39 protein-coding genes are annotated in these 24,695 nt (G+C 32.3%); 30 read left to right on the forward strand and 9 right to left on the reverse strand.

What is annotated here, in order from left to right:
• Positions 1 to 180 precede the first annotated feature (180 nt).
• A complete protein-coding gene (locus HX049_RS07860; protein WP_286415235.1) occupies positions 181 to 645 on the reverse strand; it encodes a regulatory protein RecX in 465 nt (154 codons plus the stop codon).
• A 19-nt stretch (positions 646 to 664) separates the two neighbouring features.
• Positions 665 to 1,537, reverse strand: a complete 873-nt coding sequence (locus HX049_RS07865) for a cupin-like domain-containing protein (protein WP_286415237.1) — start codon at positions 1,535 to 1,537, stop codon at positions 665 to 667.
• A 189-nt stretch (positions 1,538 to 1,726) separates the two neighbouring features.
• On the opposite strand from HX049_RS07865, the gene HX049_RS07870 reads away from it, so the two are divergent.
• A complete protein-coding gene (locus HX049_RS07870) occupies positions 1,727 to 2,221 on the forward strand; it encodes a DinB family protein (RefSeq protein WP_286415239.1) in 495 nt (164 codons plus the stop codon).
• 238 nt (positions 2,222 to 2,459) lie between these two features.
• Positions 2,460 to 3,716: a phage integrase SAM-like domain-containing protein gene (locus HX049_RS07875; protein ID WP_286415240.1), complete on the forward strand. Its 1,257-nt coding sequence runs from the start codon at positions 2,460 to 2,462 to the stop codon at positions 3,714 to 3,716.
• Between the two features lie 194 nt (positions 3,717 to 3,910).
• Here the strand turns inward: HX049_RS07875 and HX049_RS07880 are convergent, their stop codons facing one another.
• From HX049_RS07880 to HX049_RS07900, 5 genes are all read right to left on the reverse strand, one after another.
• Entirely contained in the window at positions 3,911 to 5,002 is a 1,092-nt protein-coding gene (locus HX049_RS07880) for a hypothetical protein (RefSeq protein ID WP_286415241.1), read from the reverse strand.
• A gap of 18 nt (positions 5,003 to 5,020) precedes the next feature.
• Positions 5,021 to 5,467, reverse strand: coding sequence for a hypothetical protein (locus tag HX049_RS07885; RefSeq protein ID WP_286415243.1), 447 nt, complete (start codon positions 5,465 to 5,467; stop codon positions 5,021 to 5,023).
• A 27-nt stretch (positions 5,468 to 5,494) separates the two neighbouring features.
• The gene (locus HX049_RS07890) at positions 5,495 to 6,310 is read right to left on the reverse strand and encodes a hypothetical protein (protein ID WP_286415244.1); all 816 of its coding nucleotides are present in this window, start codon (positions 6,308 to 6,310) and stop codon (positions 5,495 to 5,497) included.
• Positions 6,307 to 6,843, reverse strand: coding sequence for a hypothetical protein (locus tag HX049_RS07895; protein WP_286415246.1), 537 nt, complete (start codon positions 6,841 to 6,843; stop codon positions 6,307 to 6,309). Before HX049_RS07895 ends, HX049_RS07890 begins: the two co-directional genes overlap by 4 nt.
• Before the next feature lie 77 nt (positions 6,844 to 6,920).
• A complete protein-coding gene (locus HX049_RS07900; RefSeq protein WP_286415248.1) occupies positions 6,921 to 7,616 on the reverse strand; it encodes a S24 family peptidase in 696 nt (231 codons plus the stop codon).
• Between the two features lie 135 nt (positions 7,617 to 7,751).
• Here HX049_RS07900 and HX049_RS07905 point away from each other — a divergent pair, with 135 nt between their 5' ends.
• The 7 genes from HX049_RS07905 (at position 7,752) to HX049_RS07935 (ending at position 12,226) form a co-directional block, all read left to right on the forward strand.
• On the forward strand, positions 7,752 to 8,003 hold the full coding sequence (locus HX049_RS07905) for a hypothetical protein (RefSeq protein ID WP_253112674.1): 252 nt from the start codon (positions 7,752 to 7,754) through the stop codon (positions 8,001 to 8,003).
• A gap of 2 nt (positions 8,004 to 8,005) precedes the next feature.
• On the forward strand, positions 8,006 to 8,272 hold the full coding sequence (locus HX049_RS07910) for a helix-turn-helix domain-containing protein (RefSeq protein WP_286415250.1): 267 nt from the start codon (positions 8,006 to 8,008) through the stop codon (positions 8,270 to 8,272).
• Between the two features lie 60 nt (positions 8,273 to 8,332).
• Positions 8,333 to 8,512 (forward strand): hypothetical protein, encoded by a 180-nt coding sequence (locus HX049_RS07915; protein ID WP_286415251.1) that lies wholly within the window; start codon positions 8,333 to 8,335, stop codon positions 8,510 to 8,512.
• 137 nt (positions 8,513 to 8,649) lie between these two features.
• Positions 8,650 to 9,384, forward strand: coding sequence for a DUF2786 domain-containing protein (locus HX049_RS07920; protein ID WP_286415253.1), 735 nt, complete (start codon positions 8,650 to 8,652; stop codon positions 9,382 to 9,384).
• A gap of 4 nt (positions 9,385 to 9,388) precedes the next feature.
• Positions 9,389 to 9,769: a hypothetical protein gene (locus HX049_RS07925; RefSeq protein WP_286415254.1), complete on the forward strand. Its 381-nt coding sequence runs from the start codon at positions 9,389 to 9,391 to the stop codon at positions 9,767 to 9,769.
• A gap of 242 nt (positions 9,770 to 10,011) precedes the next feature.
• The gene (locus HX049_RS07930; RefSeq protein ID WP_286415256.1) at positions 10,012 to 10,665 is read left to right on the forward strand and encodes a helix-turn-helix domain-containing protein; all 654 of its coding nucleotides are present in this window, start codon (positions 10,012 to 10,014) and stop codon (positions 10,663 to 10,665) included.
• A 91-nt stretch (positions 10,666 to 10,756) separates the two neighbouring features.
• Positions 10,757 to 12,226 (forward strand): replicative DNA helicase, encoded by a 1,470-nt coding sequence (locus tag HX049_RS07935; protein ID WP_286415258.1) that lies wholly within the window; start codon positions 10,757 to 10,759, stop codon positions 12,224 to 12,226.
• Between the two features lie 59 nt (positions 12,227 to 12,285).
• Here the strand turns inward: HX049_RS07935 and HX049_RS07940 are convergent, their stop codons facing one another.
• On the reverse strand, positions 12,286 to 12,552 hold the full coding sequence (locus tag HX049_RS07940) for a hypothetical protein (protein ID WP_253112689.1): 267 nt from the start codon (positions 12,550 to 12,552) through the stop codon (positions 12,286 to 12,288).
• 94 nt (positions 12,553 to 12,646) lie between these two features.
• On the opposite strand from HX049_RS07940, the gene HX049_RS07945 reads away from it, so the two are divergent.
• From HX049_RS07945 to HX049_RS07955, 3 genes are all read left to right on the forward strand, one after another.
• Positions 12,647 to 12,925, forward strand: coding sequence for a hypothetical protein (locus HX049_RS07945; RefSeq protein ID WP_286415260.1), 279 nt, complete (start codon positions 12,647 to 12,649; stop codon positions 12,923 to 12,925).
• Between the two features lies 1 nt (position 12,926).
• Positions 12,927 to 13,223 (forward strand): HNH endonuclease, encoded by a 297-nt coding sequence (locus HX049_RS07950; RefSeq protein WP_286415261.1) that lies wholly within the window; start codon positions 12,927 to 12,929, stop codon positions 13,221 to 13,223.
• Between the two features lie 185 nt (positions 13,224 to 13,408).
• Entirely contained in the window at positions 13,409 to 13,912 is a 504-nt protein-coding gene (locus tag HX049_RS07955) for a P27 family phage terminase small subunit (protein WP_286415262.1), read from the forward strand.
• Here HX049_RS07955 and HX049_RS07960 read toward each other — a convergent pair.
• Positions 13,909 to 14,040, reverse strand: coding sequence for a hypothetical protein (locus tag HX049_RS07960; protein WP_286415263.1), 132 nt, complete (start codon positions 14,038 to 14,040; stop codon positions 13,909 to 13,911). The two genes, HX049_RS07955 and HX049_RS07960, sit on opposite strands and share 4 nt — an antisense overlap.
• A 42-nt stretch (positions 14,041 to 14,082) precedes the next feature.
• Here HX049_RS07960 and HX049_RS07965 point away from each other — a divergent pair, with 42 nt between their 5' ends.
• From HX049_RS07965 to HX049_RS08050, 18 genes are all read left to right on the forward strand, one after another.
• Positions 14,083 to 15,801, forward strand: a complete 1,719-nt coding sequence (locus HX049_RS07965) for a terminase large subunit (RefSeq protein WP_286415264.1) — start codon at positions 14,083 to 14,085, stop codon at positions 15,799 to 15,801.
• A 2-nt stretch (positions 15,802 to 15,803) separates the two neighbouring features.
• Positions 15,804 to 16,046, forward strand: a complete 243-nt coding sequence (locus tag HX049_RS07970) for a hypothetical protein (protein ID WP_286415265.1) — start codon at positions 15,804 to 15,806, stop codon at positions 16,044 to 16,046.
• Between the two features lie 2 nt (positions 16,047 to 16,048).
• The gene (locus tag HX049_RS07975) at positions 16,049 to 16,231 is read left to right on the forward strand and encodes a hypothetical protein (RefSeq protein WP_286415267.1); all 183 of its coding nucleotides are present in this window, start codon (positions 16,049 to 16,051) and stop codon (positions 16,229 to 16,231) included.
• Positions 16,232 to 16,246: 15 nt separating this feature from the next.
• Entirely contained in the window at positions 16,247 to 16,498 is a 252-nt protein-coding gene (locus HX049_RS07980) for a hypothetical protein (RefSeq protein WP_286415269.1), read from the forward strand.
• Positions 16,499 to 16,731: 233 nt separating this feature from the next.
• Positions 16,732 to 17,100 carry a hypothetical protein gene (locus HX049_RS07985; RefSeq protein ID WP_286415270.1) on the forward strand — a complete coding sequence of 123 codons (369 nt, stop codon included), beginning with the start codon at positions 16,732 to 16,734 and terminating at the stop codon, positions 17,098 to 17,100.
• Positions 17,101 to 17,111: 11 nt separating this feature from the next.
• Positions 17,112 to 17,588, forward strand: coding sequence for a helix-turn-helix domain-containing protein (locus HX049_RS07990; protein WP_286415271.1), 477 nt, complete (start codon positions 17,112 to 17,114; stop codon positions 17,586 to 17,588).
• A complete protein-coding gene (locus HX049_RS07995; protein WP_286415272.1) occupies positions 17,578 to 18,024 on the forward strand; it encodes a hypothetical protein in 447 nt (148 codons plus the stop codon). The genes HX049_RS07990 and HX049_RS07995 overlap by 11 nt, the downstream gene beginning before the upstream one ends.
• 150 nt (positions 18,025 to 18,174) lie before the next feature.
• Positions 18,175 to 19,383: a phage portal protein gene (locus HX049_RS08000; RefSeq protein WP_286415274.1), complete on the forward strand. Its 1,209-nt coding sequence runs from the start codon at positions 18,175 to 18,177 to the stop codon at positions 19,381 to 19,383.
• Complete coding sequence (locus HX049_RS08005; RefSeq protein ID WP_286415276.1) at positions 19,376 to 20,002, forward strand: HK97 family phage prohead protease; 627 nt, start codon at positions 19,376 to 19,378, stop codon at positions 20,000 to 20,002. Before HX049_RS08000 ends, HX049_RS08005 begins: the two co-directional genes overlap by 8 nt.
• Position 20,003: 1 nt before the next feature.
• Positions 20,004 to 21,293: a phage major capsid protein gene (locus tag HX049_RS08010; protein ID WP_286415278.1), complete on the forward strand. Its 1,290-nt coding sequence runs from the start codon at positions 20,004 to 20,006 to the stop codon at positions 21,291 to 21,293.
• Positions 21,294 to 21,297: 4 nt separating this feature from the next.
• On the forward strand, positions 21,298 to 21,789 hold the full coding sequence (locus HX049_RS08015; RefSeq protein ID WP_286415280.1) for a hypothetical protein: 492 nt from the start codon (positions 21,298 to 21,300) through the stop codon (positions 21,787 to 21,789).
• A 28-nt stretch (positions 21,790 to 21,817) separates the two neighbouring features.
• Positions 21,818 to 22,360, forward strand: a complete 543-nt coding sequence (locus HX049_RS08020) for a head-tail connector protein (protein ID WP_286415282.1) — start codon at positions 21,818 to 21,820, stop codon at positions 22,358 to 22,360.
• Positions 22,351 to 22,689 carry a phage head completion protein gene (locus HX049_RS08025; protein WP_286415285.1) on the forward strand — a complete coding sequence of 113 codons (339 nt, stop codon included), beginning with the start codon at positions 22,351 to 22,353 and terminating at the stop codon, positions 22,687 to 22,689. The genes HX049_RS08020 and HX049_RS08025 overlap by 10 nt, the downstream gene beginning before the upstream one ends.
• On the forward strand, positions 22,682 to 23,215 hold the full coding sequence (locus HX049_RS08030) for a hypothetical protein (protein ID WP_286415288.1): 534 nt from the start codon (positions 22,682 to 22,684) through the stop codon (positions 23,213 to 23,215). The genes HX049_RS08025 and HX049_RS08030 overlap by 8 nt, the downstream gene beginning before the upstream one ends.
• On the forward strand, positions 23,208 to 23,549 hold the full coding sequence (locus HX049_RS08035; protein ID WP_286415289.1) for a hypothetical protein: 342 nt from the start codon (positions 23,208 to 23,210) through the stop codon (positions 23,547 to 23,549). Before HX049_RS08030 ends, HX049_RS08035 begins: the two co-directional genes overlap by 8 nt.
• 1 nt (position 23,550) lies before the next feature.
• Positions 23,551 to 23,973 (forward strand): phage tail tube protein, encoded by a 423-nt coding sequence (locus HX049_RS08040; protein WP_286415290.1) that lies wholly within the window; start codon positions 23,551 to 23,553, stop codon positions 23,971 to 23,973.
• Positions 23,973 to 24,335, forward strand: coding sequence for a hypothetical protein (locus tag HX049_RS08045; protein WP_286415292.1), 363 nt, complete (start codon positions 23,973 to 23,975; stop codon positions 24,333 to 24,335). The genes HX049_RS08040 and HX049_RS08045 overlap by 1 nt, the downstream gene beginning before the upstream one ends.
• Positions 24,332 to 24,694, forward strand: coding sequence for a hypothetical protein (locus tag HX049_RS08050; protein ID WP_286415294.1), 363 nt, complete (start codon positions 24,332 to 24,334; stop codon positions 24,692 to 24,694). Before HX049_RS08045 ends, HX049_RS08050 begins: the two co-directional genes overlap by 4 nt.
• Position 24,695 lies beyond the last annotated feature (1 nt).

A 24,695-nucleotide genomic window follows, 5' to 3' on the forward strand; every position in this document is an offset into this window, starting at 1 on the left:
ACTGCTAACCAGTGGGAGAGTATGTCGCCGCCTTTCTTTATAGAATCCCCAATCTCATTAGAGGTTGGGGATTTTTTTTGTATAGGGTAGATGTTAAATGTTTAAAAGAAAGAAGTATCAATTGTTTGTAGTAATTTTGAAACGTCTTATAAGGCTATAAAAAAGAGCTTTAATAGGCTCTTATTCTTTTTGAAGATCATTTACTTTATCAAGTATATATTCCATTTCATATCCTTTTCTGTGTAAGTATCCTATTAACTTTTGTGTTTTTTTATTTAAGTCTTTATCTGTTATAGAGTGCCAACGTTGTTCTGCTAGTTTATTTAAAGTTTCGAAATACATTGTGTCTTCTATTTCAGTCATCGCTATTTTTATTAGATTAGCTGATATTTTTTTGAGTTTAAGTTCTCCAATTATTCTGTTTTTTCCCCATCCACTAATACGATGTTTACCTCTTGCAAAACTACGGGCAAAGCGCTCTTCGTTTAGAAATTTATTATTTATTAGATAGACGAGTATTTCATCGTGTAGATCAGAGGAGACCTTTAAATTGTATAGTTTAGATATAACTTCAGCATGACATCTGTCTTGATAAGCACAAAAATGTTCTAATTTATTTTTTGCTTGTTCTAGTGTTAGGTACATGTTTTTATTCTTCTTTAAGTTATTTTATACCTAGTCTTTTATGAGTAGTGATTATAGCTTTTTTGTTTTTGTAATCAATCCAATTTTGTCCTTTTAACTTTCTCATAAAACTATCGAAATATCTCATTATAGTAACATTATAGATCGCTTTTGCTAGGTTACTATATTTAGATGGAAATGCTCTTAGACTCATTGATATACTAGGTGTCAGGTATTTCATATAGTGCCAATAACCCTCAGGCATATAAAGCATTTCTCCATGTTTTAGGTTACAGATATATCCTTCTACATTTTTTAAAGCAGGCCATTTATCAAAATCAGGATTGTCAAAATCAATGTCTTCTCTGGATATTAATGCATGTGGTATTTTATACATGTATTTCGTTTGTTTTGGTGAAAATAGCATACATTGCTTTTCTCCATTAAAATTAAAATGTAATATATTAGAATAATCAATATCAAAATGCATGAAAACCTTTGAATTTGTTCCTCCAAAAAATAACATCGGAAGTTGTTTTACTAAGCGTAATCCTAGTTTAGGCCATCTGAAATCATTTCTAAGACTCGGTACTTCTTTCATGATATTGTAAAGAAATATTCTATAATCAGTAGGTTCCTTTTCAAGTAGATCAATATAATCAGCCATTTTCATTGTTGCATGTGCTTCATTAAATCCATCTTTATGGGAAACAGGTCTGTCATCATAAAGAGGCACTATTTTTTCACCAGCGATTTCTTTTATATAGTTTAAACGCCATTTTTTGTAAGCAGGCCAGTCTTCGGTTAAGTTTTCTATTACAACAGGAATCTGTTTTTTAAAATATTTTTCAATAAAGTCTTTTTCAGATATAGATTTTACTCTTTCTATTTCTTGAAGTTGTAATTTTTTCATGTTATTTTACATTTATACCTCTTTGAACTCTGTAGTATTAAATTTATGTAACCTCAAATTTAATAAATCATTATTGGTTTTTGTTATAAGTTATTCGTAAAATAAGTTTAGTGACCGTAAAAGTTATTGGTCTACATTTTGAGAACTAGTTTAATCTATTTGTAATAGTTGTATCTTTAAAACAAAAACATGAGTATAAGTAATAGTTATTTGTTAGAATTTGGACATGAATTGAATAGTACAAAGAAAATAATTTCTTGTGTGCCTAATGACAGATGGGGTTGGAAACCTCATGAAAAGTCTATGAGCTTAGGAGATTTGGCTAAGCATATTGTAGAATTGACTATTTGGACTGAGAATATCCTAACAAAGGATAGTTTGGATTTTCAAGTAGATTACAAGCCTTTAGAAGCACAAACTACAGAAGAACTATTGGTTCTTTTAGATAAGTATGAAAAGGCTGTTGTATCTGCTTTAAATATGTTTGATGAAGAAAAGTGGATGTCTGAATGGAAATTAAAATCAGGTGATCATATAATTGTTGCTATGTCAAAGGTTGGAGCTAATCGATTTATTGTAAATAATCATATCTACCATCATAGGGGACAGTTATCTGTTTATTTGCGTTTGTTAGATGTGCCTATACCTGGTATGTATGGACCTTCTGCAGATGATGCTAAATAAAAGTATATATATTAAAAAAGCCTAACTCATTGAGTTAGGCTTTTTTGGTGCCCGGAGTGGGGGCACATGGTATGTGTCTTAAACAATTCTTTATTGTTTGTTATTTGCTTTAACTAATTGATTATATGTTAATTGGTTTGTTTTTCATTCTGTCTAAATATTGTATAGTATAGTATGATGTTGTATGTTGTTGTGTGAATCTATACAAATTCTATACATTTGTATAAACTTGTATAGTATGGCAACGATATCTTTTTTATATAGATCAACTAGAGAAAAAGCACCTCTTAAAGTACGTTTTTTTTACATGAACAAAGGTAGGGAATCTTTCATTGAGGTGTCAACTAAAAGTGAAGTTACTAAGGAGTATTGGCAAAAGTATCATAAAGCAAAAAGGATAGCTGATATTTCGATTAAGAATTTTCAAGCTGAGTTGTTGACTGAATTGAATAGTTTAGAGAATCACATTCATGATGCGTCAATGATTGTAGATGTAGATCGTTATAATAAAGAATGGTTGGTTGGTGTTGTGGATGGTTATTATAATCCTGTTGTTGCTACTGATGTTCCAGTATCTTTTTTGGATTGGTGTGATGTGACGGCAGAAGACAAGAAAGCAGATTTGACTTATAATACTAAGAAGAAAAATAAGGTATCGCTTAGAGTTGTGACTGAGTTTATAGTTAGCTCTAAGAAGGAGTGGTTGGTTAAGGATATCGGTATTCAGTTTAAAAGAGAGTTTGAAGCTTATTGTTTGAGTAAGGGATATTCTAATAACACTATCTCTGTGTTTTGCATTTATGTGAAGTCTGTGTGTAATTATGCAGCTATGAATGGAGTGGAGGTTAGTACTACGTTGAATCTAGTTAGAGTAAAAGAAGAGCCTGTTGATAATATTTATCTGACAGAAGAGGAGATTGAGAAAATCAAGAATGTAGAGTTGCCTTCTGATTATTTAGATAACGCTCGTGATTGGTTATTGATATCTTGTTATACAGGGCAAAGGATAGGTGATTTTATGCGATTTGATAAGTCTATGATACGATGTGAGGAAAATAGAAAAGGAGAGCTTAAATCGCTATTAGAATTCGTTCAAGAGAAAACAGGTAAAAGGATGAGTATTCCTTTGTCTAAGAAAGCGCTTGAAGTATTGAGTAAAAGAGATGGTGAGTTTCCTCGTGCCACATCTGATCAGAAGTATAATAAGTATATCAAAGAGGTATGTGAAGCAGCTGAGATAACTGAGATGGTTCCTGGCTCCATTAAGTCTAAGACAAAGAATAATGGATATCGCATGGTGGCGAAAGATTACCCTAAATGTAAGTTAGTGACTTCACATATAGGTAGAAGGAGTTTTGCTACTAATAATTACGGGAAGATACCTACTATGTATTTAAAAGAGATTACAGGGCACAGTACTGAGCAAATGTTCTTAAAGTATATAGGTAAGGGAAGTAAAGATATCGCAATGGAGATGTTTGATTATTTTGATTAAATACGAAAAGCACCTTTAGAGGTGCTTTTACTTTATTTGGTTATTAAAAATATATTCTTTCTTTAAGACAGTTCGTCTATACCTAATTTCGTAAAAGCTCTCATAATTTCCATGTTTATTTAAATTAACTAATGTTTTGATACCACAAATTAATGAAATCTTTTTGGAATAGAAAGCGTTTAGGTAGTTATTTTTTATTTAATTCTTTCAAAACTAAGTCCAAAGCCTTGGTGTGGTAGGATTATGTTGTTTTTTAATACTTTGCAAATGTGATTTTTAAAGTTGTCACCAATTGGTACGAAAGCATCACTTTTTAATCCAATATTAAAGAATGAAACTCTTACGTGTTCAGGGAATTGGATATTTACTATCATATTGCTAGTAATGTAATTCATTCTAAACAATTTATAGTTTTCATTTTTAAGGGGATATGTTCTTTTATATTGTGATTCAATCTCGTATTTCACTCCAGGCGTAGAGTTTTCTAAAGGGATTTTGTATAATGTCTTTTTGTTGTCATCAATAGTAGAAGGATCTTCTTTTAGATCTACATCATCTCCATCTATCTTAAAGTATAGTAATTCATTTGTAATACTTCCTTGAGGGTCATCATCATCACTAATTTGACTAGATACCTCAATTATAGTTTTTTTGCAGTCTATATCCATTATTACTTGATAACTACAAGTTTGTGTGTATGTTATATTAAAGTCTTCATCAATATCGTCTATTAATATTGATACATTATAGTTGTCATAATATATATCTGCATTAATAGGGAGGTATGTGCTTAATATATGTTCTTCTAATGAATTACTGATTTCTGGAAATTTTCTTTTATATAAGCTTTTTGTTATTTCTCTCCATAATAATGGTAAATCGTTTCTGTTATTTAAAAACTCAGAAGTGGTAAGTATGTCTTTTAATTCATTCTTAAAAATACCAGTGAATTGTATTGATTTTAATACTGCTGTAAATACTCCAGAAGATAGTATAGCCGTAGCAACTTGTGTAAGTGTTGAATATATTTCAGGTGAATTTTCTTTAAAGAATCTGTATGAAATAATATATAATAATAAAGAAATTATTACAAGTATTACTGTTAAGTATTTAAATATGTATTCTAAAATTTTTTGTTTATCGCTTTTAGGTGAATTACTAGTGTAATTCATTTCATATTGCTTTAATTGTTTCTTTAGGTTTTTTAATTCTTTTTCTTGTTCTTTGATTTTCTCGTTATTGTGCTGTGCAGTATTTAATGCTTTGGTAATTTTATCATTACTCATGGTTAGTAAGGTGTTATTTTAGTATTCTAAACGATGAATTGTTAGGTTTAAATCAGTATTGTTTTGGTTATAGAAATCACTCATTATTTTGTCTATTAATAAGAATTCTTCTTCTGAATTATTTATTAAGATGCCTTTTATTTCTGTTGATAGCGATATGTTTCCAACTAGAGGTAGGTATGGTATTTCGAATTGTTGTAAGGTGGTATTTTCTTTATTTATAATTGACAGTAAGACAGTATTTGTTCTGTATGGGATTTGTTGTATTCTAAAGTGTTCGTTGTTGATATGAAAATCAAAATTATGTTTATTTCTTACTTCTTTGAAGGCATTTATTAAGATAGAGTAGTCTTCTTTTTTTATTAAAATTTCAGATGAATTATTTTTGATAGAGAAGTAATCTTTATCTAATTCTAGTGTTAATAAATTCTCAAAAATCCCATTTGTGTTTATTGTTAATCTCATGGTTGCATGTTGTAATTTTAGTTGTTATTATAGGTTTTTATAATGATAAGATATTTTTAATAGGGAATCTTTTATTTTTTCATTATATTTAGTGTTGTTACTAACAATATCATTAAGCTGGGTGATCAACAACTCCATGTTTTCATTTGAAATTTCTCCTTTTTTTATATTCTTGATGAAATGATTAGTTGATTTATCAATGAACTCATTGTATTCTTTAATTGAGAATCTACTTTTTGCTTTAGAATTCTTATTTATAAAATCTTGAATGTATGGTTTATCTGTACATGATTCTAATTCTTGAATGTAGCTATTAGCATTTCGAAAAAATTTCACATGTTGAAAAAGTATTTGTACAAAATTCTCATTTGATAATAATATGTTTTTATTACTTGTAGTGATTTCTAAATGATTTGTGTGAAAGATAAATTGTTTGTCTGTTAGAATTTTCTCTTGAAATTCATTGTATCTTTTATTTGAAGCTATGTTTACATCATCTAATTTTTTAGAAGTCCCTTCTATTTTAGCTGTTTCAGCTTTTAAAACTTTAATGTCTTCATCTATTTTTTTGAATGAGATAAATCCTGCTAAAGCAATTATAACAGTGAAAAAGGTAATAATTATAGTTGTAGATGTATTGAAACCGCTTAATACTAAATCATCTTTAAAGTGAGATTCAAAAACTAGTTTATACACATCAGCTAGTTTTTCATCATTTTTTAGTTTTAGATTTTCAATAGAGTTGTTTATGTTATCTATTCTTAGGAATAATTGATATTGGATATAAAAAACAATCCCAAATACTGCTGAAATTAAAAAGTAAAATATGCGTGTTATATTCATTGTTGTATTTCGTTAAGTTTATCAGCCGTCATTTGAAGCGTTTTTTTAACTATTGTTTGCATATGATTGTCAATAGTGTAGTCTGTAAAACTGTTGTTATCGGTAACTCTTATTTTTTTTAGAATCTTATTTTTAAAACTATCTAATTCTTCATTTGACATACTATATCCTACAACTATTGCTGTGTCACAAACAGATTTTGTAATTTGTTTTAATATAGATTTTTGTCCATCTTCAAATAATAAGAATAGTTCTTGTTTATAAAAGCATCTTGGTTTGTTTGATATCATACTAATCATTATTGCAATTTGTGGTGTGCTATCGATTTTTTTCTCAATAGCAAGTCCTAAAAATACTTTATCTCCTTTTTTATCGTCTGAGATATTGTCTTCTAATGAAAGGTCTTTGTTTTTACGTGCCTCAATATTGAATATATGTGTATCTGTAAAATCATCTTTTTTATCAGACGTAATTACTTGTGCAAATGATGCCGATGTGATTAATAAAGTAATGATAAGTATTAGTTTTTTCATAATGAATTATTTCTAGATTTTACTTATAAAAATAAGATGTCTTATTTATACTTGTTTACGGAAAACCGTAAAAGTTATTACCTTCTTCTGTCTCGCATGATTTTAACTACGTTAAAAAGTTTGTCTACACGTGATAAGTTAAGCTTTTTATCATCAAACATTGGATTAAGAGAGTGTATAACAATCTCTCCATTATTAGGGTTGTGATCAATAATTCTTTTAACTATTACACCTTCTTCCTGGTCAACTATTACAAAATCCCATTTATTTATATGTAGTTTACTACTCCAGTAATCTTTATGAACATTACGACAAACTAGGATATCTCCATCAAACAAACTTTCTTCAGGATTTTCTTCTGATATCATACTATCTCCTGATACTTCAAAACAAACGTATTCGCCTTTTGGTTCCTGTTCTTGAGTTAGGATAACTGGTATAGTAGGTAGTGTCTCCATGTAATGTGTATCTGCAAAACCTGCAAGATAACCTGCTTTCGCATATTGAGAAACAAGGGGAATATATTTAACAATTCCAGCTGTAATTGGTTTGGCTTCGTGTTTTGGTTCTTCAGTTTTTATCATTTCACCTTCTCCAGTTAAAAGCCATTTCTCGCTTATGTTAGGATAAGATTTGAGTATTTGCTCTAATTTAGAAGCTCCTATGTCTTTTACTTTATCTAAAAAACCATTTGAAAGACCTGTTTTTCTATAAAATTCACTCTTTGATATTTTATTTAACTCAATGATTTTCAATATTCTATCTATTAACATATATATATTTTTAGATTATTTACTATTTTAATGTTGTTTCTTAGAGTATTTACTCTATATTTGTCATGTCAGGTCACGTTAATGATTTATGATTTTAAACGTAAAACCTTGACATGTCACAAATTGGTCAAAAGTATGAAAAAAGTTATTGAGATACACGCTGCTGATGAAGAAATAGCAATTAGAGCAAAATCTCTAAAAATACTTAGTGATTTTAGAGTATTAGGATTTGTTACTAGAAAATCATTCTTAACAGTAGTAATGGAACATTATCCTGAATTGAATAGTCATGATGGTGGTAATAGGTTGGTTAATTTTTGGGCTGGCCGTGAATTTAGGTTGAATAACCAATTAGAGAATGTATTAGAAAAACTTAAAAACTCTTAGTTATGAGTCTAGAAGGTCAATTAATAGTTAGTGGTATGACAGCGACTGACTTCTTAGAAGCTGTAAAGAACATGGTTCGCGCGGAATTGAGAAACAGCGAACCTGAAGAATTACTTACTCGTGAAGAGGCAGCTGAATTTCTAAAAGCAAATCCTTCTACTGTAACTACCTGGACAAGTCAAGGGAGGTTGACTTGCTATGGTATGGGAGGTAGGAGATACTATAAGAAGTCAGAAATAATGGCGGCCCTTGAAATTTTGAAGGTATGAGGACATTTGAACAAGATTGGAAAAGGTTTAGTGATAAAATAGTTAACTATCTGAATAGTGATGAAACATATAAAAGAGATCCTGCAGGAGATACCAGTGGTGTCAATGCTAAATCAAAACAGTAAAGTAGGTAAAACTACTGTTAATTCTAAGAAGTGTGCAGCTAAGAAGTTCGCTTGTCATCCTCAAGGTTGGTTCGATGGAATTGAAGAGTGTAAAGCTTGTAAGAAAAAGTTTTAATGAAAAGTAACAGAGAGTAAGTCAACTGGGTTGTAAAAGTGTATACAAACAAATAAACACAAAATCTATTAGGCATAAATTTCTTTTCTCCCTAAGGGTTCGAATCCCTTCTCTCTGACAAATCAAAATTTAATAATATGGAGGATCAAAAATTAAAAGTTAAGGCTAAAATCCGCGCTCTTCTGAATAAAACAGTTGAGAATGGGGCCTCTGAACAAGAGGCTATGTTAGCACTGAAGAAGGCTAACGAATTGATGTTAGAGAACTTTATCAGTGAACATGATTTAGAAGGTGTTGCGCCTGAAAAAATTATTGAAGTCAGAGAACCAATTGTGGTTACTAGTTATGATTTTACATGGTTTTATGGTGATCTAGCTAGGTTGTTTGACTGTGAGTGTTTTTGGACAACTGGACGTAAAGGAGATATTGTGTTCTTTGGTTTTGAATCAGATGCTAAGCTAGCAATGTATTTCTATAGATTGATTATGAAGGCAGCTTTTAACTCTATTGAAGAGTATAAGAAAAGCTTTGAGTATATCCATTCTAAAGCGTTTTATGGAATGCATGGTAAGACTTTGGTGTCTTCCTTTGTAAAAGGCTTTACAATAAGATTAGGACAAAGGTTGATGGAAATGTATGAACAAAGAAAGGCTTCTATTCCTTATGGAATGGGGTTAATGGTTATTCAAAAGGATGAACAAGTTAAAACTGAGTTCGATAAACAGAATCCAAACCTTAAGTCTCATAAAGTAAACTTAGATAATTTGGAATTTACAGCTTTTGAAGCAGGTAAGATAGATGGAGATAAGATTGATTTAGTACAGCCATTGAATGGTGGTGTGAAAGATAATGTGGCTCAGTTAACTATGTAGAGAGATGATGGAAAAGCAATTTGTTACTAAGCAATTTGAATTGATAGAAGAACTTGTGATGGTTGATGGTAAAAAGGTAGGGTATCAGTATACTCTAAAGATTATAGGTCCTAATATGAATATAGAGAACTATACGTTGGATGCTTTAATTAAGCAAAAATGTTGTAGTGATAAAAGAAAATTAAATGATATATCATTACCAGTATTACTGTTAATGATAGGTTATCTTTTATTGCTCATCATAGCTATAATACCTAGTATAATCGTAACTATTGAGCCTAGTGCAATAATTAGTCGCTCGATGGATGTGAGTTTTGGTATTATACGCATTATTCTAGCAGGGTACTTAGTTTGGTTTTCTTTGTTTTTTAAGTCAGTTGCGTAATCTGATGATTTACTATTGATCATTTGGTCAATGGCTTGTTGGTTAACAATAGAAACTTGATAGTTTTCTATATGTACTATTTGTTTGTTTTTGAGTTCTAATATGAATTCATAAACATCATCTTCTATATCCTTAGTAAATGGGTAGAAGTTGTCTGATTTAAGTTCTTTTAGGAACTGTAATTTACTATTTGAAAGCATAATAAGGTATTTATATGCAATGTACTTAAAAAAGTTAATAAAATGAATGAAGGTTTTTGGTCTATCCTTACTGCAGAGGTAAGATATGATAAGCGATTAAAGCCTAATGCTAAGCTATTGTATAGTGAGATTAGTGCTTTAACTAGTCGTGATGGTTATTGCTGGGCTAAGAATGAATACTTCGCAGAGTTGTATGATGTGAGTCCTGAAACTATTTCAAGGTGGATTTCGCAATTAAAAAAATATGGCTATTTGTTAGTTGAAATAGAAAATAAATCAGGTGGCTTTGAGCGTAAAATCCGCCTTGACATTTCAGGCAAAGCGCCTTGTCATTTTGAGCAATCCGCCTTGACAAAAAAGACAAACCGCCTTGACGAAAATGTCAATATAATAATACATACTAATAATACAATTAATAAGAAAGGGGCTCTCGAATTTTTAAAAGAAAATAGTTTTAGTCTTTATGAAAGTTTTGAGATGAGATTTAAAAAACAAATCTCTGATTTTGATAAGTTCTGTGAGTTGTTTGATTTGAAGTTTGATGAAGAAGATTTAGAGTACGCAGTTAAAAAAATAAATAGTCGTTTGACAAGATTTGCGATTAACTATTGCGAGAATGAAAGAAAGGGATATGGAGGAAGTCAGCAACAAGTAATGCAGCCAGTTGTTCAATCATATTCAAAAAATACATTTTAAGTATTGTTTGGGCTGTTTTTTATTGTTTTACTAGGGTTTGTTTATTTAGTGTTAGTAAATGTTTTAAAATGGCTTTAAAATAGATTTAGTTATGAAACAAGAAATTAAAGGATTGGTTCCTCCTCATTCAAAAGATATCGAAGAAGCTGTATTAGGTTCGATGATCAACGATAAGAAGTCTTTAGATGAAGCAATGCAAGTGATTAAAGACTCTTCAGTATTTTATGTGCAGGATAATGTAGAAGTGTTCGAAGCTATACAGACGTTATATGCAAATAGTCTTCCTGTTGATTTACTAAGTGTGTGTCAGCAGCTAAGATCTAATGGAAAGAATCATGACGCATTCGTGGTTGGTTTGGCTCAACAGTATGTAAGTTCTGCGCACATTGATTACCACTGTAGATTATTGTTGCAAAAGAAGCTTAGACGAATGATTGTGTCTTTCAATTCAAGAATGAATGCCGCTGCTATGGATGAGACAAATGATGTTTTTGATTTGTTATCTAGGTGGAATAAAGAGTTTGATACAGTTACTGAGCTTATTACTGCAGGTAAATCTAGTGTGACTCTAGCTGAATCTCTTCAAGACTTAAGTAAGCGCTTAGAGTTTATTTCTAAGAGTACAGGTGAAAGTAAGATTACTGGAGTTCTTACAGGGTTTAAGCGTATTGATGCTTATACAAGTGGGTATCAAGAAGGAGATCTAGTAATATTAGCTGCACGCCCTGGTATGGGTAAGACAGCTAAGGCATTAAAGACTGTTGTGGAGAATGCAAGGGCAGGTAATGCAGTAGGAGTTATAAGTCTTGAGATGCCTATACAGCAACTTGCTTCTAGGATTGTGTCTATTGATACTAACTTTCACTTAGGACAGTTAATGAAGACAGGGTTTGATAAGCCTGAGTATTGGGATACTTTTAATTATCACGTTGGTAGAATGGAGAAGTATCCAGTGTTTATGAAAGATTCGGGTGTTAATGATATATCTGATATAGTGATTGAAGCTAGAAGTTGGAAACGTAAGCATGATATAAAATTATTAGTAGTTGATTACTTGCAATTGGTTAGTGATAGGACTAAAGGGAATAATCGTGAACAAGAGATTAGTTCTGTTAGTAGAAGGATGAAGCTTTTAGCAAAAGAGTTAGGTATACCAATTATACTTCTTTCGCAGTTATCTCGTAAGGTGGAAGATAGAGGAGGATTGAAACGTCCATTGCTTTCTGACTTAAGAGAATCAGGAAGTATAGAACAAGATGCTGATATCGTTGAGTTTATTTATCGTCCAGAGTATTATAACATTGATTTAAGTAATCCTGAGTTTGAGAAGATGACAGAGCAAGGTGGTGATACAGAGATAATCTTTGCTAAGTATAGAGCAGGTTCTATTGGAACTACCTTCTTAAAATGGATTGGAGATAAAACAAAGTTTGTTGACCCTACTGATTCGAATGAGAGTGTTGCTAAGTTACCTGAGGTGAGTGTATTTAATAATCCTAATCAGTTGGTAGGTAATTTGCCTAATGCATCTGATGTGTTTGGAGATGATAATCCTTTTTAAAAACAAAAAAGCTACCATTAAGTATGGTAGCTAAAAAAATATTGTTGTTGAGAGTTTTATTAGCAATCTCCTATTACATAAAATGATACATCATCTTGATTGTATTTTCCGCCAAATTCTTGAATTCTATCATGAATCGTTTCAAATGTATAACACCCTGTTTCTTGATGTATTATAGCTCCTGTAGTACCAGAGTAAACAGTAATCTCCCATTTTTGATAAGTATCTACAGTAGTAGTTTCGGCGGTCTTATCTATAGTGTTTGCGCTAATTGAGCTAGCTCCTAAAACAAACAGAGAAGCAAATAATAATAAACTTTTTTTCATAATTAAAATTGATTTTGGTTATGAAATAAAAATAGTAAATAAAAATTAAGTAAAAAATAAAACTTCCCACTTGAATTTGTAAGTGGTTAATGTTATGACAGTGCAAGAGTTAATTAATGAGTTAGAGAGAATGCCTAGAGATATGCCTGTGTGTTTATTCGATTGGCGTAAGAATTTAGGGTTAGGATTTGGTGATAATAGTTCTGAAGGAGTCTATGATAAGTATGATGTCTCTATTCAAGAGATTGCTACTGAGGATGAAATGAATTACTATGTCGAGCAATATGGGGAAGAGTTTAAGCCTTGGGTGTCTATTACTTTTGAGAATAGTGATTATAATGATGATGGTGAATTAATTGAATTATTAGAGTGATATGGCTAAGAGAATAGATAGTGTTAAGAGGCCTTGGGTGCAGGAGCGTAAGGCATTTGAAAGGAATGTACATGATAACAGTAAGTTCTACAATAGTAGGACATGGAGGAAGTTTAGACGTGCTTTCTTGGATAAGAATCCTTTGTGCGTTATGTGTGAATCTATAGGTGAAGTAGTTGTTGCAACTGTAGCGGATCATATCATACCAATCAATAAAGGTGGTGCGGAGTTAGATGAATCTAATCTGCAAGGCTTGTGTGCTTCTCACCACAACGCTAAGTCTGCTAAGGATAAATAAAATTTATTGAAATTTTGTGAAAAAATAGATTTTTTCTATTTTTTTAGGGGGTATGGGGGTAAAAAAGTTTTGGTTAAGACCTAGTGTACATCGCATGATAGTCAGAATTTTACTCGGAGTGAATTTTAGGTAGGGGGGGTCTAAATGTTTAATGTTTAGAAATGTAGGATAAAAAAGAAGGATAAATGAAAGAGGATAACAAAGTTGTTAATATGGCAGGGGAGATCCTTTCTTGGGATGATGCAGGAGGGGGAAAAAAGAATAAGAATTTATATGATGTGCTGGATAAGTTGCCTGCTCCATTGGCGAAATTTAATTTATCTAAGGATCAGAAATATTGGTACAAGTATTTCGGGGAGCAGTTGGTTAGTAGTGGTCGATTAACTAAACCTGATTTAGTTCACTTGCATAGGCTAGCGACTACAATAGATTATTACATTCAAGCAGAAGCTGAGATTAATAGTCGTGGTTTTCAAGGTGGGTTAATTCAAACTTTCAAAGGTGGAGCGACTAATGTCAGTGGGTATGTAACTGTGCGAGAAAAGATGATTAAAGATTTAGATGATTTGTCTAAGCACTTTGGGTTCTCGTTTAAAGATAGAAGTAAGTTAACAGAAGTGAGAACTTCTGATCCAGGACAAGGAGATTTGTTCTCAGGATTCCTGAATCAGAAGTATTCTAATGGTTAATTTTTTTCATCATCATCTTTTGGGTTGTCAACAGGGTCTTTGTCTTTATCGCTCCAATGTGTATCATCATATCCCCAAGTGTCTCTATAAAAGATTTCAAGGGAAAAATTTGGGTTTTGTAATTTCATATTATAATACTTATTAAGTGTGATATAAAAATAATGATAATTATGTCTTTAACAAAAGAAATGCTTTCTTCTCCGGCGTTTGAGTATGCGGAGGCTGTCCGAAATGGGACAATAAAAACAGGTAAGCGGATAAAGCTTGCAGTGGATAGGTTCTATAAGTTTATTGAGGAGGCGGATGACAAGGGGTTTTATATTGATCATGATAAAGGGATGCGTGCAGTTAACTTCTTTCCTAATTTTTTAAATCATACAACGGGTAAGATGGCAGGGCAAAGGTTTTATTTAGCTCCTTTTCAAGCGTTCACGATCTATAATATTTTCGGTTGGATGGATTCGGATGGTAAACGAAGATTTAATACTGTGTATGATAAGCGTGCTAAGAAGAATGGTAAGACCGCTGAGATGGCAGGACTTGCATTGTATTGCATGAGTTTTGATTTAGAGATGGGAGCACAGGTATATGTTGGAGCGACTAAAGAGGACCAGGCAAAATTATGCTGGAGTCAGGCGGTACAGTTTATAGAGTCTCCTGTATCTAATCCTAATCTTAGAACTATGGGGTTTAAGTGTTATCAGAGGGAGGTTAAGTTTAGTCGCACACAAAGTAAGATGATGCCTTTAGGTGGAGATAGTAAGACTCAGGATGGTATTAACTCTCATGTCAGTATAATTGATGAGTATCACGCACACAAGGATGATACAGTCAAGGAAAACTTAGAGAGTAGTTCTGTTAGTAGAAGACAACCAATCACTTACCATATTACTACAGCAGGTACCAACTTACAGAGTGTATGTAAGAATTATGAAGCAGCAGTAATCGAAGTATTAGAAGGGAGGAATGAAGATGATCACCTTTGGATCATGATACATGACTTAGACGAGGGGGATGATTGGGAAGATGAAGAGAACTGGATTAAGGCTAATCCGTTGGTAGGATATGGACTTGATTTGGATAATATCAGAAAGGAATATATCAAGGCAAAAAACCAACCAAGTAAGATTCCAAACTTTAAAACAAAGCACTTAAATATGTGGGTGGATGCTCCTACGATATGGATACCGAATGAGGTATGGATGAAGAATAAAGTGGATGAGATACCGATGTACAAGTTTGAGCAGTTTGGAGCTTATGGAGCGTTAGACTTATCTACTACAACAGATATAACAGCCTTTATTGCTTTGAGTGAACCTGATGAGATCGGGGATAGATATATAAAGCCTTACTTCTTTTGTCCAGCGGATACTATAGAGCATAGAAGTAAAGAGGATAGGGTACCATATAAGTATTGGGTTGATGCAGGATGGTTGATAGCTACTCCTGGTAATGTGGTCGATTATGAGTATGTGAAGGATACTATACGTTCGAATTACAAGCCTTTGAATTTAGAACGTATCGAAGCGGATAAATGGAACTGTGAACAAATGGCTCAGGAACTTATAGAGGAGGGAATGGAGGTGTCTTACTTTAGTCAGGCAATAGGAGTGATATCATTTCCTACTAAGCAGTTTGAGAAGTTGGCGTATGAAGGAAAAATGAAACACGATGGTAATCCTATACTGCAATGGATGCTTAGTGGGTGTATTATCTATCGAGATGCAAATGATAATATAAAGGTCCACAAAGGGCAGTCTAATAAAGGAGGTAAGCGTATTGATGGGATTATAGGAATAATAATGGCATTGGGTGGCAGTATGTCTGTAGAGGAAGATACAGGAGGGAAATATAGTAAGCCAATGAGTGAGGATGATATTTATATATAGTTATGGGTAAGAATAAAATAGCTAAGGTTATTACTAGTTGTAATGACTGTGAGTACAAAATGAATTTAGTAGAGCAAAATAGTAATATGTATTATGCTGTTATTTGTGCTTTTGCTAGGAGTGAGCAAAATCAATCTAAAAATGTAGAGCCTTTTATTCTTGAGTTTATGAGTGATAATCCTAAGCATTATTCAATAGATATACCTGATAATTGTCCATTAGAAGATTATAATGATAATATGTAATTATGGCAAAAAAGAAAGTAGATATATTATTGCCTGATCATGTGATTATAGAGGTAGTAATGAAAAAGGAAATGACTGTGGGTGCGTATCGAAAGTTATTAGATAATGATAAGGGGAAAGGATGGAGGATGCAGGCATATCAATTAGGAGTGTATTCTCCAGGATTAAGAGAAGAAGTTAAGTAATCAAAAAAGTAAGTTATGACAATATCACAACATCATATAGCAGTTCAGGTAGAGAATGAAAGATTGCGCAAAGAGAATGAATTAATGAGACAGATAGCTAGTACTGATGGATTCTATGAGTACTACTTTAAACAGATTACTAAGTATCCATCGAGGATAGACGCTTTTAATCATGTGAATGAGTTGTATGAGAAGTATTTCGGGAGTAAAAGGTATAAGAATTACTGGAGTTTTAAGAATGTGGTAAATAGAAAATTTTCAGAATAATGAGAAGGTTTATTGAGTTTGTGTTGTTGGTTGTTGTGGGATTGAGTGTAATGATGTTTACTACTTTGTTTTTGGAATTGGATTTTGTACAGCGATTTGTAATAAGGCAGTTGTTAGTGTATTTGCTTATAATATTTGAGAGTATTGTAATTGTGAAAATATTTATAATTAAATACTGTAATTAGGAAAAAATGAATAAGTTTGTACTTAACTAATCGCTTAAGTTTTCTAATGTGGTAACAAAGATTTATGAATGTGATACATATAGGTTTAGGGTTTTTATAGATTTTGGAGATAAAAGTGTCTCTGAAGGTTATCATCAATTATCTAAAAACACAATAAAATTTAAAAAATTTTGGGTTGTTGTTGTGGCAGTTAAAGAAGGTTCAAGTACTAAAGAGCAATTTAATTATGAAGGTAATTGTGATGGAGGGAAAATTTTTGCTATAAAGGTTAATCAGGATAGATTTTATGGTGTAATGTCTTCGCATGATAATTATAGAGTTTTTGTAATAAGTAAGTTTCTTAAAAAAGAAACTCAAAAAAACGATAAAAAGATAAAACAAGTTTTAACCACAATATCTCTTCCAGAGTTTGAATGAATGAACGAATTATGAAAAAAGTTAAAGAAAGTGAAGGAAACATGATGTTTGATAAACATATGAAGTGTGTATCTGATTTTTTAAATGATAATAAAAAAGATATTGAAGAGTCAGTAGTTAGTTTGAGATTTATGAAACAAATAGAGTCTTTTTTGGAAGAAAATAAATGTACCAAAAGAGATTTAGCAAGAGAATTATCTTATTCAGAGTCTTATATTAGTCAGTTAATGACTGGCTCTAAAAAGATTAATATTTCATTTATTAATAAATTTGAAAAGCACTATGATGTTAAGTTTAAATTAGGGATTAAAAATTGTAAAGAAATGTTGAATATAGAAACTATTGATTATAAAGATGTTATTACATATGTTTATGAAGAGCATCAAATTGTAACATTTGTTTCTAATCAGAATTTGACATCAAATGTTTTTAGATCAGGAGATGTTTATAGATTTAACAATTTAAAAAAGATAGGTAATGAAGAGTAAAGAAGAAATAAAAATCAATGCTAAAATAATAAGAATAAAAAGTCTTAATTTTACTCAAAATGATATCCAAGATGATCAATATATTGAAAATAATATATTTAAGTTAGATTTTAATACAAAATTACAGTTTGGGTATAATAAAGAAGCAAATGAATTTATTATTTTTGTAGATGTTGTATCTTATGTTAAAGAATTAGATTTAGAATTTTCTAAAATTAAAGTTGAAAATGCATTTGAAATAAATTCTTTTGGAATTGATTTAGATTTTGAAAATATAAGTGAAGAAGGTGTGAACATTCCAGACTTTGTTATAAATAGTTTAGTAGAGGCTTCAATAAGTAATGTTAGAGGTATGTTGGTAGAGAGATTTAGAGGTACTATATTTCAAAATGAAATTTTGCCTTTAATTAGTTTTTCTAATTTTAAAGAATCTTAAATTTATAATAAGTATTTATAGTATTAAAAAGGGACTGAATTTCAGTCCCTTTTTTTATGACTAATGTTTTTTAAAACTTCGACAACAATGTTGTCACCTTGTCAAGGTTTTAGTGAATAAGTTTGTCCTGTGATCAAATGATAAGATAGGATGAGCGGATTGTTAGACAAGGTATTTAGGCCATTAGGAAGTTCGAGTTCTTCGGGCTTTATGGATTTCTTTACAGGTTTTGGTGGTGGGAGTAAATCGATAGTTACTCCTAAAAGAGCTTTGACTATTCCAGCATTTTATAATGCGGTGGATCAGTTGAGTAATGATATTGCAAAGTTGCCTAAGGCAGTGCATATCAAAGAAGGTGTCAATCGTCGTAAGTACGTTGAACATCCACTTAACTATCTTATCAGTACACAACCTAACCCGATGATGACAGCGTTTGATTTTTGGAAGTTGGTAGTTGTGTTGGTCATATTGAGAGGGAATTGCTATGTATTAGTTAATCGTAGTAATAATGGTGTGGAAGAAAGCTTGGTTATTCAGGATAGTGATGATGTAGAGGTGTTGAAGGATAAAGTGAATAACCAGCTTTTTTATAAGATTAAAGACAAGGCGTACAGCAGCTCTGATGTACTTCATTTTAAAGGCTTTTCACTTGATGGAGTAGTAGGGATAGGAGTTATAAAATGGGCAGCTCATAATCTTGGAGTTAACTTAGATGCACAGGAATATCAAAGGGATATTTATTCTGATAGAGGTTTAGGGTATGGGGTTATCGAAAGTGAAAAAGATATTACTAAAGAGAATAAGAAGATTATATCTGAAGGCTTTACAAAGAAACTTAATGAACGAAATAAGTTTAAAGTGCCTGTGCTGGATGAAGGGTTGAAATATAAGCCTATTACGATAACTCCTGCTGAAGCACAGTTCTTAGAAACGAACAAGAATAGTGTTATTGAGATTGCAAGATGGTTAAATATTGCTCCTCATAAAATAAAGGATTTGAGCCGTGGTACATATTCTAACATAGAAGTCCAAAATATAGAACATGTTCAAGATTCATTAATTCCTTGGATTAGTAGAATAGAGCAGGAATTAGATAGAAAGCTTTTTTTTGTTAACGATGGTTCAGAAGAAAAACAATATGTGAAGTTCAATGAAAAGGTTCTACTACGTGGTGATATGAAAGCTAGAGGAGAGTTTTTGACTAGGATGATTTATGCAGGTGTAATGACAAGAAATGAAGCGAGGGCCTTAGAAGATATGGATCCATTAGAAGGATTAGACGAACCGCTTACTCCTGTTAATATGGAAATGATGTCGTATTTGTTAGATAAGAATAAAAAGGAGTTGGAAGATGAGTAAGGTAGTAAGGAGCGCTTTTGTTAGGGCATTAACAGAGGAACAGGTACAAAATAGACAAGCTGACTTTGTGATAAGTACAGAAGCTGAGGATACGTATAGAACGATATTTGAAATAGCAGGGTGGAACTTGGAAAGATATAATAGAAATCCTGTTGTGATCTATGTCCATGATACAATGTCGAGTGATCCTGACTTAGTGATAGGTACTTCAGTAGTAAGGATAGAGGGTAATGAGTTGGTGGCGACAGTAACCTTCGAAGATGCAGAGAATAATCCATTAGCAGAAAAGGTATTCAGAAAAGTACAGGCTGGTATTCTTAGGATGGCAAGTATAGGGGCTGATATCCATGAAGCAAGATGGGGAGATTTTGACAAAGGAGAGGATCCTGATGTGTTGAGATTTACAAAAATGGACCTTTTGGAATGGAGTATTGTACCTGTAGGTAGTAATCCTGAGGCTTTGAAAAGAAGTGCAGATGGATTAGAAGATATTAAGAGGAGATTTCCTAAGTCTGAAACAAGAAATGTAGAAGATGAGGAGGTAGAAGATAAGGCAGCGTATTATGATGCAGTTAATAGATTGGCGCTGATTAGTTTAGAAATTAAAATGAATAAGTAAGATGAAGAAGTCGGTTATTTTAAGACAACAGCGTGATGCTAAGTTGCAAGCCCAAAAGGCAATTTATGAGTTAGCTACGCAAGAAAAAAGAGGTGTGACTGCTGATGAAGAACAGCAGTTAAATGATCTTGATGTTGAAGTGGATGCTTTGGCTGTTGAGATTGATAAAGCTGAAAAACATGAAGAAAGACAAGCGAGAATTGCTGCTCAAACTTTACCTATAGTTACAGGTTCTGATGGAGGAGATTCAGAAGAAAGAGAAATGGGTAAGATGGCTAAACGATTTTCGTTTTTAGCAGCCACTCGTGGTGTTACTGGTAATGGAAAATTAGAAGGAGTTGAAAAGGAGTTGAATGATGAAGCTGTACGTGAAGCACAGGCTTTGAATTTGAAATTCGATACTTCAGAAAGAGCATTCTCTATTCCTGCTAAGATGGTAAGAGCTGCAGGGCATACTGTTACAGAAGATAATGGGAATTTTGGAGGAAAGTTAGTTCCTACAGATATCAGTGTTGTAGAAGGGTTTATTCCACGTTTGTTTTTAGAAGAGGCAGGAGCTTCAGTATTAACAGGATTGGTTGGGAATTTATCATTGCCTAAGTTTTCTGATTATGATTATAAATGGTTAGCTGAACGTGAGGCCATTAAGTTAGAAGCGGAGGATATTGATGGTCCAGTGTTAAAGCCTCGTAGAGCAGGAGCAGGAGTATCTATCTCTAGTCAATTGATTGCTCAGACGTCTGTAGGTGTTGAAAACATCTTATACAATAAGCTAAGAGAAGCTGCAGCAAGAGCGTTGAATAAGGCTGCATTGAATGGAGATGGTGTTAAAGCTCCATTAGGTATTTTAAATATGACTGGTGTTCAGTTAGCAAAAGCTACATCAGAACAAGTCGTTAGTCATGAGGCTATCGTAGAGTTATGGGGGTTAATCTCTGGAGTGAATGCGGATACAGGCAATGAGTGTTTTATTCTTAACTCAAAGTTAGCGGCTGCTTTAAAAACAACTAAAAAGGATGCAGGAAGTGGGCGCTTCTTAATGGAGAATGGGGTAATAGATGGAGAAAAAACAATCATTACTAATCTTGTTGAAGAATTAGCAGGGTTGCAAACTTTAATCTATGGTAACTTCTCTGAGTTATATATTGGGCAATGGGGAGGTGTGAACTTCGTAGCTGATTCTATTACAGGAGCAGGAAGTGGAGAAGTTAAGATTTTCTCGAATCTGTATGCGGATATTCAGTCTGCTAATCAAGAAGCATTTGCAGTAAATAAATTCTTAAAAGCTTAACAAGATGGCTAAAGCAGATAACAATAAAGAAATAGGAGTTGAAAAAACTCCTGTTCTTACAGAGGATAAGGGTGCAGATAATAAATCTGAGAAAGAAGTTACAAACAAAATTACTCCTGCAGAGATTGCTGAATTGAAAGATGCGGTTGAAGAATATAAAAAGTTGGATGTACTTAAGTCTGAAAAGATTGGAATATTACTAAAAGAGAATGCTGAGCTAGAAGATAGTATTAAAGAAAAGGATGATATTATCGAAGATCAAAAAAATAAGATTGATCAGCTGAATAAAAGTATAGTTGATTTTGGTGTTCTTTATTCTAAAGGCAAAGAAGTGGAACTTCCAAAAGAAGGAGAAGTGTTGATTCGTTTTTTACTTTCTCCAGCGGGGCGATTTAAACTCCCTTATAATGTAGGGCAGGAGGTTGCTTTACATAAAGAAGTGGCAGCAGAGATTGTTGAGTCAGCATATGCAGAGTATGTTGTTGAAGTAGAATAATTCCTTATATATATTAATTTTTTTGATTATGAATGCAGATGTTATTGTTAATAGTGAAGTTGAGTTGGTTGGTTTGAATTTAGCTAAAAAGCATTTAAAGCTTGAGGTTGAAAATGATGAAGAGAATGAGTTGATTGAAGTGGCAATAGCATCTGCTATTTCTAGTGTAGAGAATTATACAGGAAGAATTATAAGAGAAGGGTATTTTAAAATAGATGTTAAAGGCACAGAATCGTTCATTGTTGAGAGGTTGTCTTTGAATGACTCGATTAAGGAGATACAGATTGTTGAGAAAGGAAGGGGAATTTCTTTACTTCCTTTATCTTCAGGTATCCAAAGTAAACGTGGTTTAGAGCATTATGAAATATCTTTCAAAGATGTTGTGTTGTCCCCAAAACAAAGTCTTAGAGTCACTATTGATATTGGTTTTAATAGTAAAACTCTTCCTGCTTCGATTAAAAGCGCTATGCTCCTATTGATAGGAGAAGCTTATGAGAAACGAGAAGATAGGATTCAGGGGGGGAATACAGCAGTTAATAATCTTTTAAGACCTTATAGAAAATGGATTTAGTACGTAAACCGTATATCGGACAAATGGACTCTAGAATTTCAGTTTATGAAGTAAGTAAGAGACAAAATAATATTGGTGAAGAGAAAGAGAGTAAAGAACTTGTTACTAAATGTTGGGCTAAGATTGATCAAGATATAGGATCAGAAGATGTAAAGGGAAATGTAAGGCATCTTATGAATAAGAAATTTACAATTCGATGGAATAGAAAGATTTTAGAGAAAAGTAATCAATTGATTGTAGAGTATTCTGGAATAGAGTATTCTGTTACACATGTATCTGAAATAGGTAGAAAATCCCATCTACAGTTAATATGTTTTAGTTATGTATAAGGTAATTGTAACAACTAAAAGTAATATACGTCAGTTAGCAGAAGGAGCTAAAGAGAAAGGACGTTATCGTAAAATACTGTATGACGTTGCAGGAGGTTTGTCTTCCTCTATCAAGTCTAATACACCTGTTAAAAAGAAGAACTTTAGTTCTGGTAGGAAAAATGGCGTAACACGCATTAAGCAAGCGTCAGGTAATTTAAAGAAATCTATTGGGGTGTTTGATTCAGATTCTAAAAACTATGTTCGTGTGTGGGTTGGTGCTCGTGTAAAAGGACCGTATGATGGCTGGTATGCACAAATAGTTCACGATGGTCATAAGATTTATAGGAACACAAATAGTGTTAAAAGAAATCCTTTAAAAAGATGGAGAAATAGAAGGATTGTTGAAAAAACACAGGGCTACATAAAAGCTAATCCTTTTATTTCCAACGTTTATAATTCACAGAGGAGAGGATTAGAGTCTAGTCTAAAGGTAAAAGTGGGTGTTGATTTAGAGACTTTAATAAAACAGAATAATAATGCTTAAGGTTAGTAAAGAGCTTTTTGAATTACTATCAACTTCAGAAGTTTTTTCTTCTGTAGTTGGTAAGAGAATATATCCTGTAGTAGCAGGTGAGGGTGTAGATTATCCTTTTTCTATTTACACTTTAAGTAGAGGTCTAGGAACGTATGATGGGGATGAATATAATGTTTATTTACATACTTATTTTTCACCTAATAAAATAGCGGAAGCTATGACTTTTGCAGATAATGTAAAAGAGTTGATTTGTGGTAAATTTCAATGGGAAGGAGATGATATTGATTTTATAGATAAAGATCAAAGTATAGTAGTTTCAATTTTTTTTAAAACAATAGGATAAAATGGCGAAGGGAAAAATTTATCAAGGGCGCAATGTTAGATTGCGTTTAGGAGGAAAAACAATCTTTCATGCTACTTCAGCTAAGATTTCAGTTAATGCAGACTTAGAAGAGATAGCAACTAAAGATACTAAAGGAAAGCAAAATGTTTTTTCTGGATATAGTTGGAGTATTTCTGCGGAAAGTTTGGTTGCGGATAAGCCAGAACAAAGTACTCAATTGGATGCGGATGACATGCTTGAATATCTAACTAATGGGCAGGAAATAAAGGTTGATTTTACCACTGCGGAGGTAGGAGATTTTATTTGGAGCGGCAGTGCTTTGATAAGTCAGTGGGATGTTGATGCAAGCGTTAGTGGGGCTGTTAAAGGGTCTTTTGGTTTTGCAGGGCAAGGTGATTTAGAAAGAGGAAAAGTTGAGGCATAATGGTTCAAGAAGAAGTTATTAAAATCGGAGGTGTAGAAGTTGTCTTGCACTTCCGTTTTTCTACATTATATGAATTAGGTAGAAAATGGGGACTGAAATCAGTTAATGCTATTCTTGAAAAGATAGTTAGTATTTCTTTTGAGAATGGAGATAATGATATAAGCCTTGATGTTGTTGATATTTATTCAGATATAGTGATTATTTGCTCTGACAAAGAATTAGACAGAAAAGAGGTTATGGATTATTTATTTAATAACCCTGGCATTGTAGCAACTATTGCTGAGTTGATAATTGAATCAATACAAGGAGATAAAAAAGAGGATCAGGCTGAAGAAAAAAAAGCTGAAGATTCGGGAAAGTGATAGATCTCTCTTGGGATGATTATGAATCAATAGCTTGTGGTGAAATAGGTTTAAATATTGATTACTTCTATAGATTAACATTTAGGCAGTTTATGAATATTTGTAATGGATATTATAAAAAGCAGAAGTTTAAAAACATTAATTACTTGATAGGTGTTCGGAAATTAATGTGGGCTTGTTTGTTGCCTTATCAAAAAAAAGGATTTGAAGAACGAGATGTTTTTTGTTTTGATTTCGAAGATGATAAAATTGAAGGTGTTGATTTACTGAGAGAGATAGAAGAGGTTGAAAAACAAAAGAAGTATTGGGAAGAGATAGATAGTAAATCTATCGTTATGAAAAAGGTTGAAAGTTTTTAAA

Origin of the sequence: Myroides odoratimimus, assembly GCF_030326305.1 — a bacterium.
In the GTDB taxonomy this organism is placed as follows: Bacteria; Bacteroidota; Bacteroidia; order Flavobacteriales; family Flavobacteriaceae; genus Flavobacterium; species Flavobacterium odoratimimum_A.

Excerpts from the sequence above, each read along its gene's own strand:
- HX049_RS07860 (WP_286415235.1), bottom strand. The coding sequence starts at position 645 with ATGTACCTAACACTAGAACAAGCAAAAAATAAATTAGAACATTTTTGT.
- HX049_RS07865 (WP_286415237.1), bottom strand. The coding sequence starts at position 1,537 with ATGAAAAAATTACAACTTCAAGAAATAGAAAGAGTAAAATCTATATCT.
- HX049_RS07870 (WP_286415239.1), top strand. The coding sequence starts at position 1,727 with ATGAGTATAAGTAATAGTTATTTGTTAGAATTTGGACATGAATTGAAT.
- HX049_RS07875 (WP_286415240.1), top strand. The coding sequence starts at position 2,460 with ATGGCAACGATATCTTTTTTATATAGATCAACTAGAGAAAAAGCACCT.
- HX049_RS07880 (WP_286415241.1), bottom strand. The coding sequence starts at position 5,002 with ATGAGTAATGATAAAATTACCAAAGCATTAAATACTGCACAGCACAAT.
- HX049_RS07885 (WP_286415243.1), bottom strand. The coding sequence starts at position 5,467 with ATGAGATTAACAATAAACACAAATGGGATTTTTGAGAATTTATTAACA.
- HX049_RS07890 (WP_286415244.1), bottom strand. The coding sequence starts at position 6,310 with ATGAATATAACACGCATATTTTACTTTTTAATTTCAGCAGTATTTGGG.
- HX049_RS07895 (WP_286415246.1), bottom strand. The coding sequence starts at position 6,843 with ATGAAAAAACTAATACTTATCATTACTTTATTAATCACATCGGCATCA.
- HX049_RS07900 (WP_286415248.1), bottom strand. The coding sequence starts at position 7,616 with ATGTTAATAGATAGAATATTGAAAATCATTGAGTTAAATAAAATATCA.
- HX049_RS07905 (WP_253112674.1), top strand. The coding sequence starts at position 7,752 with ATGAAAAAAGTTATTGAGATACACGCTGCTGATGAAGAAATAGCAATT.
- HX049_RS07910 (WP_286415250.1), top strand. The coding sequence starts at position 8,006 with ATGAGTCTAGAAGGTCAATTAATAGTTAGTGGTATGACAGCGACTGAC.
- HX049_RS07915 (WP_286415251.1), top strand. The coding sequence starts at position 8,333 with ATGAAACATATAAAAGAGATCCTGCAGGAGATACCAGTGGTGTCAATG.
- HX049_RS07920 (WP_286415253.1), top strand. The coding sequence starts at position 8,650 with ATGGAGGATCAAAAATTAAAAGTTAAGGCTAAAATCCGCGCTCTTCTG.
- HX049_RS07925 (WP_286415254.1), top strand. The coding sequence starts at position 9,389 with ATGATGGAAAAGCAATTTGTTACTAAGCAATTTGAATTGATAGAAGAA.
- HX049_RS07930 (WP_286415256.1), top strand. The coding sequence starts at position 10,012 with ATGAATGAAGGTTTTTGGTCTATCCTTACTGCAGAGGTAAGATATGAT.
- HX049_RS07935 (WP_286415258.1), top strand. The coding sequence starts at position 10,757 with ATGAAACAAGAAATTAAAGGATTGGTTCCTCCTCATTCAAAAGATATC.
- HX049_RS07940 (WP_253112689.1), bottom strand. The coding sequence starts at position 12,552 with ATGAAAAAAAGTTTATTATTATTTGCTTCTCTGTTTGTTTTAGGAGCT.
- HX049_RS07945 (WP_286415260.1), top strand. The coding sequence starts at position 12,647 with ATGACAGTGCAAGAGTTAATTAATGAGTTAGAGAGAATGCCTAGAGAT.
- HX049_RS07950 (WP_286415261.1), top strand. The coding sequence starts at position 12,927 with ATGGCTAAGAGAATAGATAGTGTTAAGAGGCCTTGGGTGCAGGAGCGT.
- HX049_RS07955 (WP_286415262.1), top strand. The coding sequence starts at position 13,409 with ATGAAAGAGGATAACAAAGTTGTTAATATGGCAGGGGAGATCCTTTCT.
- HX049_RS07960 (WP_286415263.1), bottom strand. The coding sequence starts at position 14,040 with ATGAAATTACAAAACCCAAATTTTTCCCTTGAAATCTTTTATAGAGAC.
- HX049_RS07965 (WP_286415264.1), top strand. The coding sequence starts at position 14,083 with ATGTCTTTAACAAAAGAAATGCTTTCTTCTCCGGCGTTTGAGTATGCG.
- HX049_RS07970 (WP_286415265.1), top strand. The coding sequence starts at position 15,804 with ATGGGTAAGAATAAAATAGCTAAGGTTATTACTAGTTGTAATGACTGT.
- HX049_RS07975 (WP_286415267.1), top strand. The coding sequence starts at position 16,049 with ATGGCAAAAAAGAAAGTAGATATATTATTGCCTGATCATGTGATTATA.
- HX049_RS07980 (WP_286415269.1), top strand. The coding sequence starts at position 16,247 with ATGACAATATCACAACATCATATAGCAGTTCAGGTAGAGAATGAAAGA.
- HX049_RS07990 (WP_286415271.1), top strand. The coding sequence starts at position 17,112 with ATGAAAAAAGTTAAAGAAAGTGAAGGAAACATGATGTTTGATAAACAT.
- HX049_RS07995 (WP_286415272.1), top strand. The coding sequence starts at position 17,578 with ATGAAGAGTAAAGAAGAAATAAAAATCAATGCTAAAATAATAAGAATA.
- HX049_RS08000 (WP_286415274.1), top strand. The coding sequence starts at position 18,175 with ATGAGCGGATTGTTAGACAAGGTATTTAGGCCATTAGGAAGTTCGAGT.
- HX049_RS08005 (WP_286415276.1), top strand. The coding sequence starts at position 19,376 with ATGAGTAAGGTAGTAAGGAGCGCTTTTGTTAGGGCATTAACAGAGGAA.
- HX049_RS08010 (WP_286415278.1), top strand. The coding sequence starts at position 20,004 with ATGAAGAAGTCGGTTATTTTAAGACAACAGCGTGATGCTAAGTTGCAA.
- HX049_RS08015 (WP_286415280.1), top strand. The coding sequence starts at position 21,298 with ATGGCTAAAGCAGATAACAATAAAGAAATAGGAGTTGAAAAAACTCCT.
- HX049_RS08020 (WP_286415282.1), top strand. The coding sequence starts at position 21,818 with ATGAATGCAGATGTTATTGTTAATAGTGAAGTTGAGTTGGTTGGTTTG.
- HX049_RS08025 (WP_286415285.1), top strand. The coding sequence starts at position 22,351 with ATGGATTTAGTACGTAAACCGTATATCGGACAAATGGACTCTAGAATT.
- HX049_RS08030 (WP_286415288.1), top strand. The coding sequence starts at position 22,682 with ATGTATAAGGTAATTGTAACAACTAAAAGTAATATACGTCAGTTAGCA.
- HX049_RS08035 (WP_286415289.1), top strand. The coding sequence starts at position 23,208 with ATGCTTAAGGTTAGTAAAGAGCTTTTTGAATTACTATCAACTTCAGAA.
- HX049_RS08040 (WP_286415290.1), top strand. The coding sequence starts at position 23,551 with ATGGCGAAGGGAAAAATTTATCAAGGGCGCAATGTTAGATTGCGTTTA.
- HX049_RS08045 (WP_286415292.1), top strand. The coding sequence starts at position 23,973 with ATGGTTCAAGAAGAAGTTATTAAAATCGGAGGTGTAGAAGTTGTCTTG.